Source organism: Planctopirus hydrillae (assembly GCF_001707835.1).
Taxonomy (GTDB): Bacteria; Planctomycetota; Planctomycetia; order Planctomycetales; family Planctomycetaceae; genus Planctopirus; species Planctopirus hydrillae.
In genome coordinates this window covers 387661-399811 of record NZ_LYDR01000039.1, presented here as the reverse complement: position 1 = coordinate 399811, position 12151 = coordinate 387661, and the positions used below count along the sequence as shown (strand labels likewise).

At 54.4% G+C, this 12151-nt stretch carries 13 protein-coding genes; 7 read left to right on the top strand and 6 right to left on the bottom strand.

Annotated elements, in window-relative coordinates; all coding sequences use genetic code 11:
- Positions 1–313 precede the first annotated feature (313 nt).
- The 3 genes from A6X21_RS04765 to A6X21_RS04755 form a co-directional block, all read right to left on the bottom strand.
- Complete coding sequence (locus tag A6X21_RS04765; RefSeq protein WP_068846351.1) at positions 314–1366, bottom strand: hydantoinase/oxoprolinase family protein; 1053 nt, start codon at positions 1364–1366, stop codon at positions 314–316.
- Positions 1367–1411: 45 nt separating this feature from the next.
- The gene (locus tag A6X21_RS04760; protein WP_013108539.1) at positions 1412–2338 is read right to left on the bottom strand and encodes an ABC transporter ATP-binding protein; all 927 of its coding nucleotides are present in this window, start codon (positions 2336–2338) and stop codon (positions 1412–1414) included.
- 124 nt (positions 2339–2462) lie between these two features.
- Positions 2463–4817 carry a hypothetical protein gene (locus A6X21_RS04755; RefSeq protein WP_068846349.1) on the bottom strand — a complete coding sequence of 785 codons (2355 nt, stop codon included), beginning with the start codon at positions 4815–4817 and terminating at the stop codon, positions 2463–2465.
- A gap of 535 nt (positions 4818–5352) precedes the next feature.
- On the opposite strand from A6X21_RS04755, the gene A6X21_RS04745 reads away from it, so the two are divergent.
- The 4 genes from A6X21_RS04745 to A6X21_RS04725 all read left to right on the top strand — a co-directional run bounded on the left by A6X21_RS04745 (position 5353) and on the right by A6X21_RS04725 (position 8154).
- Complete coding sequence (locus tag A6X21_RS04745; RefSeq protein WP_068846606.1) at positions 5353–5775, top strand: secondary thiamine-phosphate synthase enzyme YjbQ; 423 nt, start codon at positions 5353–5355, stop codon at positions 5773–5775.
- 6 nt (positions 5776–5781) lie between these two features.
- Positions 5782–6060, top strand: coding sequence for a DUF7660 family protein (locus tag A6X21_RS04740; RefSeq protein WP_068846345.1), 279 nt, complete (start codon positions 5782–5784; stop codon positions 6058–6060).
- Between the two features lie 8 nt (positions 6061–6068).
- The gene (locus A6X21_RS04735; RefSeq protein ID WP_131818190.1) at positions 6069–6428 is read left to right on the top strand and encodes a hypothetical protein; all 360 of its coding nucleotides are present in this window, start codon (positions 6069–6071) and stop codon (positions 6426–6428) included.
- Positions 6429–6849: 421 nt separating this feature from the next.
- The gene (locus A6X21_RS04725) at positions 6850–8154 is read left to right on the top strand and encodes a PQQ-binding-like beta-propeller repeat protein (RefSeq protein WP_083233403.1); all 1305 of its coding nucleotides are present in this window, start codon (positions 6850–6852) and stop codon (positions 8152–8154) included.
- A 136-nt stretch (positions 8155–8290) separates the two neighbouring features.
- Here the strand turns inward: A6X21_RS04725 and A6X21_RS24260 are convergent, their stop codons facing one another.
- Positions 8291–8563 (bottom strand): hypothetical protein, encoded by a 273-nt coding sequence (locus A6X21_RS24260; RefSeq protein WP_131818189.1) that lies wholly within the window; start codon positions 8561–8563, stop codon positions 8291–8293.
- Between the two features lie 266 nt (positions 8564–8829).
- Here A6X21_RS24260 and A6X21_RS04715 point away from each other — a divergent pair, with 266 nt between their 5' ends.
- The gene (locus tag A6X21_RS04715; RefSeq protein WP_068846336.1) at positions 8830–9513 is read left to right on the top strand and encodes a ClpP family protease; all 684 of its coding nucleotides are present in this window, start codon (positions 8830–8832) and stop codon (positions 9511–9513) included.
- Between the two features lie 16 nt (positions 9514–9529).
- On the opposite strand, the gene thiS is transcribed toward A6X21_RS04715, so the two are convergent.
- Both thiS and def read right to left on the bottom strand, forming a co-directional pair.
- Positions 9530–9766 carry a sulfur carrier protein ThiS gene (thiS, locus tag A6X21_RS04710; protein ID WP_068846334.1) on the bottom strand — a complete coding sequence of 79 codons (237 nt, stop codon included), beginning with the start codon at positions 9764–9766 and terminating at the stop codon, positions 9530–9532.
- Complete coding sequence (def, locus tag A6X21_RS04705; protein WP_013108529.1) at positions 9754–10344, bottom strand: peptide deformylase; 591 nt, start codon at positions 10342–10344, stop codon at positions 9754–9756. The genes thiS and def overlap by 13 nt, the downstream gene beginning before the upstream one ends.
- Before the next feature lie 218 nt (positions 10345–10562).
- On the opposite strand from def, the gene truD reads away from it, so the two are divergent.
- Both truD and A6X21_RS04695 read left to right on the top strand, forming a co-directional pair.
- Positions 10563–11729 (top strand): tRNA pseudouridine(13) synthase TruD, encoded by a 1167-nt coding sequence (truD, locus tag A6X21_RS04700; protein WP_068846332.1) that lies wholly within the window; start codon positions 10563–10565, stop codon positions 11727–11729.
- A 147-nt stretch (positions 11730–11876) separates the two neighbouring features.
- Positions 11877–12137 carry a hypothetical protein gene (locus tag A6X21_RS04695; RefSeq protein WP_013108527.1) on the top strand — a complete coding sequence of 87 codons (261 nt, stop codon included), beginning with the start codon at positions 11877–11879 and terminating at the stop codon, positions 12135–12137.
- Positions 12138–12151: the final 14 nt, after the last annotated feature.

Sequence of the window (12151 nt, the reverse complement as noted above, 5' to 3'; positions counted from 1 at the left end):
TGAGTTTTTGGGGCCTTCAGGGTCGTGCCACCCAAAAGCGTGCCAGCCAAGACGAAGTCCAGCGTGGTGGCAGGGCACACGCTTGGCGCGGCTTCTTGTCGTTGTGTCGAACACAACGACCTGTATAGGCAAATTGGGCACAAGTTGGCCGGGCCACCCTTGGGGTGAAAGTTGTGTGCCTTATAGAGCAGCTCTGGGCAAGCATGTTATCGCAACAAGTAACGCGCTGTTGTTTCGCGGGAACGGTATGAGAGGCGATTCCCGGCCAGTTCCTTGGGTCAAGCTCATTCGTGCCAGTTGAGTGCCAGGAACTTCAGAGCCCCCGCAAAGCAAGTTCGACCAGTGCTCGTGCACAGGCAACTTCAGAGCCCGCAGTCGTCCAATAATCTTTGAGAGAGAGAATCGCTCCCATCGGAAAGCCCGCCTGTATTGCAACCTGGCGGCCTAAAAACTCTCCCGAGCCCGAGAGCACAATTTTCTTGATCGGCCGCGATGAGCGGTCAATCACTGTTCGTGCTGCCTGAACAATCTGCTGCTGCTGAGCAGCGGCAGCGGCCATTGCGAGTTGGATCACGTCGTGAGTCGTCAGTTCTGATTGATCTGAACAGATCTGCCGGGCCAACCGCGCCTCGGCAAACTTCTTCGTGGCGGGCCGACCATCAGCCGTCTCGCAGTTCTTGGGTTCTTCCTCGAGAGACCCCAGCAGCAGATAGACATCGAGGCTCGTGGCGAAAAGTTCACTGCTCAAAGGGATCAAAACATGGCCGTATCGGTCAAGTTCACCCTGAAAAGAGGGGAGCATATGGCAGACAACAGTTCTGCGAACACCGGTATAAACCAGTTCGCTGGCAGCGAGTCGTTCGAGATCTGTGCGACCACCAGCACTCACCTGGCCCTGCAGAATCGGAATCAGATCGGTCGTCGTGCTCCCGATGTCGAGCAGTAAGAGATCGTCTTGAGGAAACAGCCATCCCACCATCGACGCCAGTGCCTGCCAGTTGGAAGCAGCGGTCAACAGAGGACTCGCCATCGCATCGCTCGGAGCGACAAATTTCCCGTGTGTCTGCCAGAACTGGATGGTCGAATGTGGCAGAACCGAACGGACGGCTTGCTCCACCGCACGGACAATGAACTCGACACCCTCCATGCGGGTGGCAAAACAATCCGCCAGTTCGCCAGTCATGGTGACAACCACGCGATCGGCCACTGGCAATTGCTGCAACATGGCAGCGAGCTGGCCCGACAGTTGTTGCGGTAACTTCCAGAGCGCAAATGGGATTGCCATAGCCTGGCCCGCAGCATGCCAGGCCTTGAGGTTGGCACCCCCGATATCCAGGCCCACAATCGCCTGATGAGAGTTAATCATCTTGAATCGCGCACGTCTGGATCAGATTTCTTCGGGCAGACTTCATTACTGCACCAGTCCACGAGTCAACGAGAGGAAGGCCGTTTCGAGGTTGACTTCCTCTTCGCGGAACAACGTCAGCTTGAAGCCATTCTCGATGAGAGTACTGGGAATCGAACTGTAATCGAGAACTTCCAGTGCGAGTGTCGCGTGGATCTGACCCTTGACGATCTCGATTTTTGAAATCTGCGGATGCTGTTCGAGCAGCTTAGCTGCCTCTTCCAGTCGTTCCCGCACCTGAATCTGCAGAAGAATCTGCTGGCGGGCTTTGCGCATCACTTCATCGACATAGCCATCCACAATGAGATGACCTTTTTCAATCATCCCCACACGCGTACAGACATCTGCCAGTTCGGGCAGAATATGGCTCGAAACGATTACTGTCTTATTGAGTTCACCCAGTCTTTTCAGCAGGTTACGAATTTCAATTCGTGCGCGTGGATCGAGACCACTGGCAGGTTCATCGAGCAGAAGCACCTGGGGCTCATGCAGGAGCACACGCGCCAGACCAATCCGCTGTGTCTGTCCACGCGAAAGCTGGTTGACCATGGCATCGCGCTTAAAGCTCATGTCCACCAGTTCCAGCTTCTCTTCGCAAATCTTGCGGCGAGCGGGCCCGGAAATCCGATACGAAGCTGCGAAGAATTCCAGGTATTCCAGCACTGTCATATCGTCATAGACACCGAAAAAATCGGGCATATAGCCCACCAGACGACGGATCTCTTCCTGATTCGTGTAGATCGACTTCCCACAGACGTAAGCTTCGCCGTAATCAGGATTCAACAGCGTGGCGAGCATACGCATGGTGGTCGTTTTCCCCGAACCATTCGGCCCGATGAATCCAAAGACATCACCTTCGCGCAGGCTCAGGTTAATCTCGTTGACCGCGATGAGATCGCCATATCGTTTTGTCAGTTGTTTCGTTTCAATCACGGAAGATCATCTTTCGGTGATATGCAAAAGTAGGATGGACTTAAGTGATGCCCAGAGTCATGGATCGCCGTCAGGAATACAGAATCTCGACAATTTTCACACGAGTGCCATGAATGGCTGAATGTCATTTGGAGTTCAACTTTGGCAAAGGTGCCAGTTCACCGCCGGAGGAACTGGTGACAGGGAGAATGCAGCGAATGATCGTGATGACTTCTCCCGACTTCGTTTGTGTCGGCCCTTTGGAACCTTTGCTGGGTCTTAAATAGTTGTCTGCATCAATTTCCAGACTCGTCGCTGGCTGAGCAATGCGGCCCACCAGGATCGCTTTTCCAAGCCGAAGCTGCATCGAGAGATCAGCACCCGAGATCAACTTGCTCGTCAGGCCCGTATAGCCGGCACCGCCAATGTCTTCGTGGAAGCTCATCATGCGCACAATATCGACAGGTTGGCTCCCCAGGGCATTGTAGGCTGCCTGTTCGACAGCAATTGTGCCGCCAGCGCCGGAGGCATCCCCTTTGACTGTGCGAGCCCGGGCACCGGTCATAAAACCGCGAAGTTCTCGTTGCGTAATACCCGGTTGATCAACACGCCAGACGAAATTGGCTTCCAACGGCACAATCCGCTCCTCATCGCCTCGGTCCAGCCAGCGATAGAGTCGGTTACCATGCACCAGCACCCAGTCGGTAATCGCCATGGGGAGCTTGTGGCGAATTGTGCCAGTCAGTTTCCCTAAGCCGTTGGTTTCGAGATTGGTTTCGAACAATGGCTCAGGGATGCGATAGCGACTTTCGCTCTGCAATAACCGTGTTCCCCAATGCTCGACAGGCAGCCCGTTGAGCATCGATTTTTGTGGTTCCAGTTCGTAAGGTGCCGCGGGAAAGAATGTGCCGCCCGGACGCAATAACCCACCCAGAGAACCTTCCGGCGGAGCCCACCAAGAAAGGAGTGGCAGATCATCCTCGCTACCGGTCACCCTTTCCTTTTCGGGCCATAATGACTTGGCCTTTACCACCAGACGGTTGGGTTCCGCACCATAAATCGCATGCAGTGAGAATGTTCGACCCACTTGTGCCACGGGATCAAGATCGACGAGGCTGATCGACTGGCTGGTCGCTTCAATACCGTTGGTTTTCGCTGCCCAGTAAGCCATCCCTATCACAATAAGTGCAACCATCGCAGGAAACGTGATCCAGGTGAGAGCTGGCTGCCTGAGGAGGCGATGGACAATCAGATAATCAATGGGTCCCACGAGAAGTACAATGGCCAGAAGAGCCGCCATTAACAGACCGGGAGTGATTCGCTGCACACCGGGAAATGTTTCTACCACTCCAGAGAGTTGAGTCGCGAGATCCGTCACACCTGTCGAAACCAGTTGACGTGAGGACTCTAAAGAAGATTCGGATCGGGTGACAGATTCCGCAGCCAGTTGCTGCCATAATCGCGGCTGTGCTTCCCAGTTCTGCAATGGTGTTTTCGCAGGATCGAGCGCCAGTATGGCAACGACACCCAGGCCATAAGCCGAGCGGACGAGCAGTTGATCATCCCGACTGGCAGCCAGCAGTTCTCCTTGTCGCATGCGAAAGCGAGGCAGGCTGATGCGGCCACTCTGAGGAATGCGCTTATCACTCTGGGCGAGTTTTTCCAGCGAACCAAGTTCTCGAACAATGGTGACTTCTGTCGTCAGATCGGCAGGCAACCAGTTGGCAAGCCCGCGTGATACGAGGGCTAAACGAGCTTCAGGTGATAAGTCTTTCGCTTCAGCATCGGTCACCAGTTGCAGTGATGTCCAGAGTGTACCACCTGTTTCGACCCACGCCTTGAGTTTCTGGCTCTCGGCATCCTTGAAAGCGGCTGTTCCACCAACGAGCAGAAAATCAATGGCCGACCACCCTGCGAGATCTTGTGGTAACTCGGCAGGACTCTCGAGGTGGACAACATCGAGCGGGCCGCGAGTTCGGGAAGCTGCCATGCCCTTGAGCTGACTCAACATGTTTCGCGTGGACTCGGGCAACCCGATCGTCGCGACAAGCCGTTCTTCCAATCCGCGGCCCGACTGAAAACCAGGCACGAAACCCGCTTCAATACGATCCGTTTTGAGCAGCTTGCCAGCCTCATCCCACTGCGAAATCGTGATCGCTGCCGAAGGGCTGGCCAGCTTGATAAAGCCACTCCAGAGAACCGGCCCCTTTCCAGAGAGAGAAGCTTGCCGTGCCAACCGGAGTGAAACGGGTGAGCCATCGACATCGGGAGTCGCCAGTTGAATAGTTGTCGCTTCCGGCAGGAGATCGCTCGAACTTAGTCGGCAGGGAGCCCAGATTCCCGGCTGCCAGAAACCTGCCACACCCACTTCCAGAGTGGCCCAGGGGCCTGCAGGTGTGCCTGAGATCACGGCTGATGAGACTTCGGGAATTGTGGGATTCTCTCCCCGAGCCTCGATGAAACAGAGGCTATTGCCGCAAAGAAAAGCCAAAGAGGCCATTGTGAGGCAGAGCCAAAAGTTTTGGCTGACTTTCCGGATGATCGCAACAGATGGCGCCCGTCGATCCGTGACTGGCCCTCCTTCACTCGATGTCGAGGAGCGATGTGGAGTGGCAGATGGTTTGATTGGTGCGGCGTGAAAGCAATTCAAGGTTTGTCTCGGAGGCATCGGCCCAAACCGACTTTCTCACAGAACAGCGGTAGAATCATGACAAGCATGGCAATCCGACTTCCAGTAAAGACAATCAGAAAATCGGATGCTGACTTACTCAAATGATGGTATCGGAGAACGCAACCGATTACGAACTGAACGGCTTTTCCGATGAGCAGCTTCGCGAAAATTTCGCGAAGTGGCGGCCTTTGGCGAGTTCAGGAACGATGGATCGCCTCAGCCCCCATCACGACTTCCTCACAAAATGGATCGACCGATCCTGCGTGGGAGATTTTGATAATGTAAAAGCGTTGCGCAAGATTTCCGTTCCGACATGCTGGAAAAACTCCAGCCTGTTTCTCAGGTGAAAGGAACCATTCGTTCGATGAAATCCCACACGGAATATCTGACATTCAACCTCCCGGCTCGCATGGCGTTTGAGAACATCACGCCGAAAATCGAGGCCATTGTGCGGGCCAGCGGCGTGCAGGAAGGGCTGGTTCTGGTCAACGCCATGCACATTACCGCCAGCGTGTTCATTAATGACGATGAGCCAGGTCTTCATGGCGACTACAAAAAGTGGCTCGAAAATCTCGCCCCCTTCGACGCTTCACCTCAGCGTTATGCTCACAATCGCACCGGTGAAGACAACGCCGACGCTCACATGAAACGGCAGATCATGGGCCGGGAAGTTGTGGTGGCGATTACCAAAGGCCAACTCGACGTCGGACCTTGGGAACAGATTTTCTACGGCGAGTTCGACGGTCGACGGGACAAGCGGGTGCTGGTAAAGGTGATTGGGGAGTAATCGATCATGGAACTTCACGAGTTGCTTGAAAAGGTCGATGGGCCAGAATCTTTCCTGGAGTTCGTCCGAATGTTGCAAGCTGACAAGCTCGCCGAAGCTGGTAAGCAAACGGACGCTTTCGGTGGCCGGGCAAATAGCTGGGAGAATCACACCATTGAAGATTTCTTAAAAGCAGCCGTCCGTTGGGGTGAAGACAGTGCTATGGGAACTAATCAGGACATCGAGAACGCCTCAGTCTCGAAGAAATGTGCAACATTTCTCTACTGCGGCAAAATCTACGAGTGAGCGACGAGATGAGTCCGAATTATGACAAGCTGGAAAAAGACCCTCGCATCCTCGATATGCTGAGAAAACTTCATGCCGCCTTAGGAACTGATGCTTTTGACATCGTGGATCATTGGCATTCCGATCTGATTGCTGTGGGCATCGCAAGCCCCAAGAATCACCATGTTCTCATTTACATTGGTGTCTTCGATGATGGATATTACGCTGAGTTGGAGTTGCCACCCTCTCGATCGGACGATTCACTCTATGAGGTTGCCGGGAGACATTCGGGGCTTGGGTTTGAGCAGCTTGTTGATATAGTCGCCAAGCACCTTTCACTTGGTTCGACAATCATGGATGACAACCCGAAGAACAACGGTGGTTCATGAATCAAAGGAACGGAGGAGTTTCACAATCTGCTGAGAATGTCGCCACGGCTTTCCCGTTCGAACCCGGAACCACACTTCGTTCCTGGCCTCACAGACTTCGATACCTGATCCTCGCGAAACGCGTAAAGCTTGATCTGTGAGGACAGCGCCGACGCTCACATGAAGCGGCAGATCTTGGGCCGGGACTTCGAAAAAGGTGCGATTCGTTGAAGTTCACATTGAACAGGTGCTTGAAACCTGAATCGATTCTTCGCAACATGAAGATGTGTTCATGTTCGTTTTACACCTGATACTAGAACCTTTCGCAGCAACAGCCCGCATGGATGCGACTGGTTCCAAGGTCTTTGCTTTCGCCTCTGTCTGAATTTTATGTGATCGATCCTCCGATTTCGATGTTCCATTGTTGATCGAGTGCCCGCCCATGGTTTGTCTCTCGCCTGCCCGCCTTTGCTTGTCCGCCAGCTTCTCCCCCCGCACTTCGTACCAGTTTCTGAGTGTGGCCAGCCTGCTCGTCGTGCTGAGTCTGTCTTTCTCAGAATACAGGTTGCTGGCAGCGGATTGGCCGCAGTTCCGTGGTCCTTCAGGCGAAGGCCTGAGTTCCGAAACGATGCTCCCCATCGAGTGGAGCGAAGAGAAGAACATTCGCTGGAAAACCGAGATCCCTGGCCGCGGCTGGAGTTCTCCCGCACTGCGCGATGGCAAAATCTGGCTGACGACAGCCGTCGATGACGGCAAGCAGTTGCGGGCCATTTGCGTCGATGCCGCCCAGGGCCAGATTCTGCACGATGTCCTCGTTTTTGAACTCGACGACCCTGGTGCCATTCATTCCAAAAACTCGCATGCCTCACCCACGCCGTGGATTGAGGAGAATCGTATCTATGTCCACTTTGGCGCTCATGGAACGGCCTGTCTCGATCCATCCGGGAAGATCCTCTGGAAGACGAAACTTGAATACGATCACCGGCACGGGCCGGCGGCTTCACCAGTGGTGGTCGATCAGTTGCTGATCATCAGTTGTGATGGCGACGACAAACAGTTCGTGGTGGCACTCGACAAACTGACAGGCCAGGAAGTCTGGCGTACCAGTCGCGAAGGGGCCATGGCCTATTGCACTCCGCTACTCATTCAGGTGCCGCAACCCGATGGCACAAAGCAAGCACAGGTCGTGTGCCCTGGCGGAGAATGGGTCATCGCCTACAACCCAAAAAGTGGTGAAGAGATCTGGAAAGTGCGTTACCCCAAAGGGTATTCCAATGTTCCCAGGCCAGTCTATGCGCATGGTCTCGTCGTTGTTTCGTCGGGCTATAATACGCCGGTCGTCTTTGCGATTGATCCAACGGGGCAGGGCGATATCACAGAAACACATGTCCGCTGGCAGATGAAGAAAGGGGCTCCACTCAATCCATCGCCGGTTGTGGTGGGTGATGAGATTTACTTCATCAGCGATGGTGGGATTGCCAGTTGCGTCGATATGAAGACGGGGAAAGTTCACTGGCAGCAGCGGATCCCCGGGAACTACTCAGCCTCCTGGGTCTTTGCCGCCGGCAAGCTGTATATCACCAATGAAGCCGGGCTCACCACAGTCGTGAGACCGGGAACCGAGTTTGAAGTTCTCGCCGAGAACCCGCTTCCAGGTCGCACGCTGGCCACTCTCGCACCGGTCGATCAATCGATCTTTTTACGAACCGATCATCACCTGTATCGGATTGAAGCACCTAAGCCATAACACATCTTTCAATCTGAAATGGCGATGTGTGTGTCATGCTTGCGGCTTTGGGCAAGCATGTTTACGCAGTCATCAAAGTGCCATCGCACACTGCGATTCGTATCAGATGCGAATTAAGACAAACAGCAACTCATCACTACATCCGGTTGCTCGCACGGCAGACCGCGAAGAGTGCTCCCCCAGCCAGAGCTGCAAAGATCCCTGCATCCAGCCAACTGATGGTGGCCACGGGTCTGGCGACGGGAGCAGCCGGCTGAGCGGGCGCTGCAGGCTGGGCCCACGCTGCTGATGGCGAGCCACCGGACTCCGGGAATACGAGGACTGCCGTCCACAGAAATCCCGTACGGAATATCAACCGGGCACTTTTTGATCGTTGGCTTGCCGGGTGAACAGTTCTTGAATTGGTCATGGCCCAACCTCACAAACTCTGTGCGGATTTTTTAGTTTTACTTCAGTGTCGAAAATCGTATCGCATCCGATCAGTGGATGCACTGGGGGAGCACCGGATCGGAACAACTTTTCGCAGCTCCCCAGGGTATTCCTACAGAGAAAGCGTATTCCTTCAGAGAATCAGCGACATATCAGCCGCTAAGCGATAAACTTTCTGGGCAATCCACTTCGCGTCAGCCAAGTCATCTGGCAAATAGCGGCTCCTCTCACGGATCTCAGGCAGAAATGACGAAATCGTCGAAGAAACCCTCTAAGCCCAGTCCATTTCGTCCCTTGCCGGCTCATCCCGGGCCCTCGATTTCATGGTCTCCCATTGTTCCCAACCCGGAATGGGAAATGACGATCGCGGGTGATCTCTTTGAACAGCAGACCGAACTGCTGGAAAAACTGGTCGAACTTCCCCGGCGGTCAGCAGGCATCATTTACATCGATTCTTGCGGCGGGAATGCGTATGTGGGCCTGGCACTCGCTTCGATCATTCGTTTGCGTGGTCTCAAGGCGGCGGCGGTGGTCACAGGGGAATGCAGTTCGGCAGCACTGATGCCCTTAGCTGCCTGCCGGGAACGCTATGTGACGCCCCATGCCTCTTTGCTGTTTCATCCCATTCGCTGGCAATCCGATGACCAGCTCAAGCTGGAAGAAGCCGTCGAATGGGCCAGACATTTCCGCTGGATGGAATCCGATCAGGATCAGCTTCTGGCTCGATTGTTCAACTGTAGTGTCGAGTTGATTACCGAATGGTCCAGACCTGGCCGCTTCCTTTCCGGGAAAGAACTGGCCGATGCGGGACTGGCCCATCTGCTCGATCTTTTTGACAGCCACGACTTGTGGCAGCAGATCGAAAAACACCGATTCGAGCAGGCTCACAAAAAAGGCCCCGATCGACAGACAGAACTCGCCTGGGCATAGTTATTGGCGAAGACTCTTAGCCTCCACCGACCAGTGTGACCACTTCGAGAACATCGCCCTCGGTGAGCCTCGTGGTGGCGTGCAGTTTCCGGGAAATGACTTGCCCGTTGAGTTCAATGGCCAGATAGCGAGGCTCCAGCTTCAGCAGTTCAATGAGCTGTATCAGGTTCATTTCCGCTGGCAGCGAACGTTCCTGCGAGTTGATTGTGACAACAATCTCTCCAGGCGACTGTTGGGCGTTTAATTGGGCCATGTTGCCAGCTTTCTTTTGAGCACGTCCATCGATTCGATTTCGCCAGCCGCCTGTCGCGCCAGAAAATCCTGTTCGAACTGATCGATCTCGACCTGACGCTCTTTTCGCGCGCGATCTGTCATACGGTCGATGAACAGCATGCCATCGAGATGATCGGATTCATGCTGGACAGCGCGCACCGCCAGATCGTCTTCCTTCGCAGAAAGTGTCATCTCAAAGCAGTTTCCATCCAGATCGAAGGCTTCGATAAGCACCTCGCCAGCACGCTTTACCGGGCCATATAACCCTGGAAAACTCAAGCAGCCCTCTTCACCTTCGCATGAGCTTTTGCGATTGAGGATCACTGGATTGATAAAGACGACTTCCTCGTCTTTTTCAGCGGCATCACCTGTGAGGTTCAAAATGAAAAACTGCCTTGGAATGGCCACCTGATTTGAGGCCAGACCAATCCCTTTAGCTGCGTACATCAGTTCGAACATCTCGGCAATCGCTTTGCGAAGTTCGCTGTTGATTTCGGTCACAGGGGTGGACTTGTGCCGGAGAGCCGGATGTCCATACTTCACAATTTCCAAAGCCATGTTCCGCATATCCGCTGAAGGTCTGCTGTACAATCTGATTGGTCTCGGTGCCTAAGACCGGATGTCGATCTTTTGATGATCAAGGCACTGTTTCGAACGCCATCAGATCTATTGAAACTTCTCATTGTAATCGGAATTCGTCTCGAATCGAAGCGCGGGAGGATTAGGATTGAGTCCCGCGGCGATTCTGTGGCAATCGTCCTTGAAAAGCAGTTTCCATGACCGAACAGACAGCCCCACTGCTTACTCCCTCTGCCTGGCCTGAGCTGACGAGTCAAACGGCAGGAGTGGGCGGCGTCTGGAAACAATCTCCCGAAGATTTTCTTGTCGAAGAAATCCCGGCTTACCTCCCCTGCGGAGAAGGTGAGCATCTGTTTCTATGGGTCGAGAAACGAAATCTTTCGAGTGAAATGCTTCTGGCACAGCTCTCGAAACAGCTCTCCGTTCCCCGCTCAGAAATTGGCATGGCCGGCTTGAAGGATAAACAGGCAGTGACCCGTCAATGGGTCTCGGTCCCTGCCCGGGCCGAAAAACTGGTACCAGCTCTTGAGAGCGATGATTTACAGGTGCTTGAAGCCAGACGACATCGCAACAAGCTCAAGACCGGCCATTTGAAGGGCAATCGTTTTGTCGCCATTTTGAGGGGCGTTGAGCCTGACCATGCCAAAATTGATGCCATTGCCAGGCAACTGCAGTCTCAAGGTTGTCCGAATTATTTCGGCATGCAGCGATTTGGACACCAGCACTCAACATGGACACTGGGCTGGCAACTGCTACTTGGCCAGATCTTGCCGCAAGATATTCCCGCCCCCAGGCGAAAGTTTCTGCTCCGCCTCGCTCTCTCTGCCGTCCAGTCCGGGCTGTTCAACGAGGTGCTGGCTCAGCGACTGCGTGACGGGCTCTTCTCGACAGTACTCTGCGGCGACCTGATGGAAATTCTCCCCGCTGGGGCGAAGTTTCTGGTCACAGAGGCCGCTGCCGACCAGCCACGCTTCGACTCATGGGAGATCTCCACCACCGGACCCATTTTTGGTGTGCGCATGCGTTCGCCCGGAGGCGAAGTTCATGCTCGGGAACTGGCGATCCTGCAGAAGTCAGGATTGACGATCGAGCACTTTCAGAAATTCTCCTCGCTGATGGAAGGAACCCGGCGGCCCTTCCGATTCTTGCCGGCAGGTCTGACCTGCGAATTGTTGCCAACCAACAGTTCTGCTCATGAAACGCCTCGCGGTGACCTCCGCGTTTCCGTCGAACTCCCGGCTGGTGCCTATCTGACGGTTCTGCTGCACGAGTTTCGGAAGTCGCCCCTGGGAGTAGCAGAGTCTCCCGATTCTGCTGCCAATTCCGAGGATGCCGACGAAATCGCCTCACAATCGGCAGATTAAGTATTCTCTTCCGCAGTACTGCAGAAATTGGTGCTGAAGCCCTGTGACTGTGATCACAGAAGGTGCTCGCAACCGAAATGCGCTAAGGATCGGTAGGTTCGCGCGTGGTGCACGAACCACGACGATCTGATAGGGAGCTGGCGAATTATGATGCGAGCCGCCTTCTTTGGGCTGGGCGCCTTTGTGGCTCTGACGGGCTACTCGTTTCTCGTTGTCGATAAATTCGTCATGAGCGGCGAGCACGAAGAACGGGCCAAAGGCTTTCGAGGCATGCTCACCTCTCCCGAAACAATCCACGAGCGCACCAAGGATGTCTTTGATCCCCCCGAATGGAGTGCATTCGTGCTGATGTCGGTCGGCTGTGTCACCATGCTCTACGCGGCGGCACTGCCCAAACATGGGCATTAACGCCGGGCCTAACA

Coding starts and splice junctions, on each gene's coding strand:
- A6X21_RS24260 (WP_131818189.1), bottom strand. CDS start 8,563: ATGACCAATTCAAGAACTGTTCACCCGGCAAGCCAACGATCAAAAAGT.
- def (WP_013108529.1), bottom strand. CDS start 10,344: ATGGCTTTGGAAATTGTGAAGTATGGACATCCGGCTCTCCGGCACAAG.
- A6X21_RS04765 (WP_068846351.1), bottom strand. CDS start 1,366: ATGATTAACTCTCATCAGGCGATTGTGGGCCTGGATATCGGGGGTGCC.
- A6X21_RS04725 (WP_083233403.1), top strand. CDS start 6,850: ATGGTTTGTCTCTCGCCTGCCCGCCTTTGCTTGTCCGCCAGCTTCTCC.
- A6X21_RS04735 (WP_131818190.1), top strand. CDS start 6,069: ATGAGTCCGAATTATGACAAGCTGGAAAAAGACCCTCGCATCCTCGAT.
- A6X21_RS04745 (WP_068846606.1), top strand. CDS start 5,353: ATGAAATCCCACACGGAATATCTGACATTCAACCTCCCGGCTCGCATG.
- A6X21_RS04755 (WP_068846349.1), bottom strand. CDS start 4,817: ATGGCCTCTTTGGCTTTTCTTTGCGGCAATAGCCTCTGTTTCATCGAG.
- A6X21_RS04695 (WP_013108527.1), top strand. CDS start 11,877: ATGATGCGAGCCGCCTTCTTTGGGCTGGGCGCCTTTGTGGCTCTGACG.
- A6X21_RS04715 (WP_068846336.1), top strand. CDS start 8,830: ATGACGAAATCGTCGAAGAAACCCTCTAAGCCCAGTCCATTTCGTCCC.
- truD (WP_068846332.1), top strand. CDS start 10,563: ATGACCGAACAGACAGCCCCACTGCTTACTCCCTCTGCCTGGCCTGAG.
- A6X21_RS04740 (WP_068846345.1), top strand. CDS start 5,782: ATGGAACTTCACGAGTTGCTTGAAAAGGTCGATGGGCCAGAATCTTTC.
- thiS (WP_068846334.1), bottom strand. CDS start 9,766: ATGGCCCAATTAAACGCCCAACAGTCGCCTGGAGAGATTGTTGTCACA.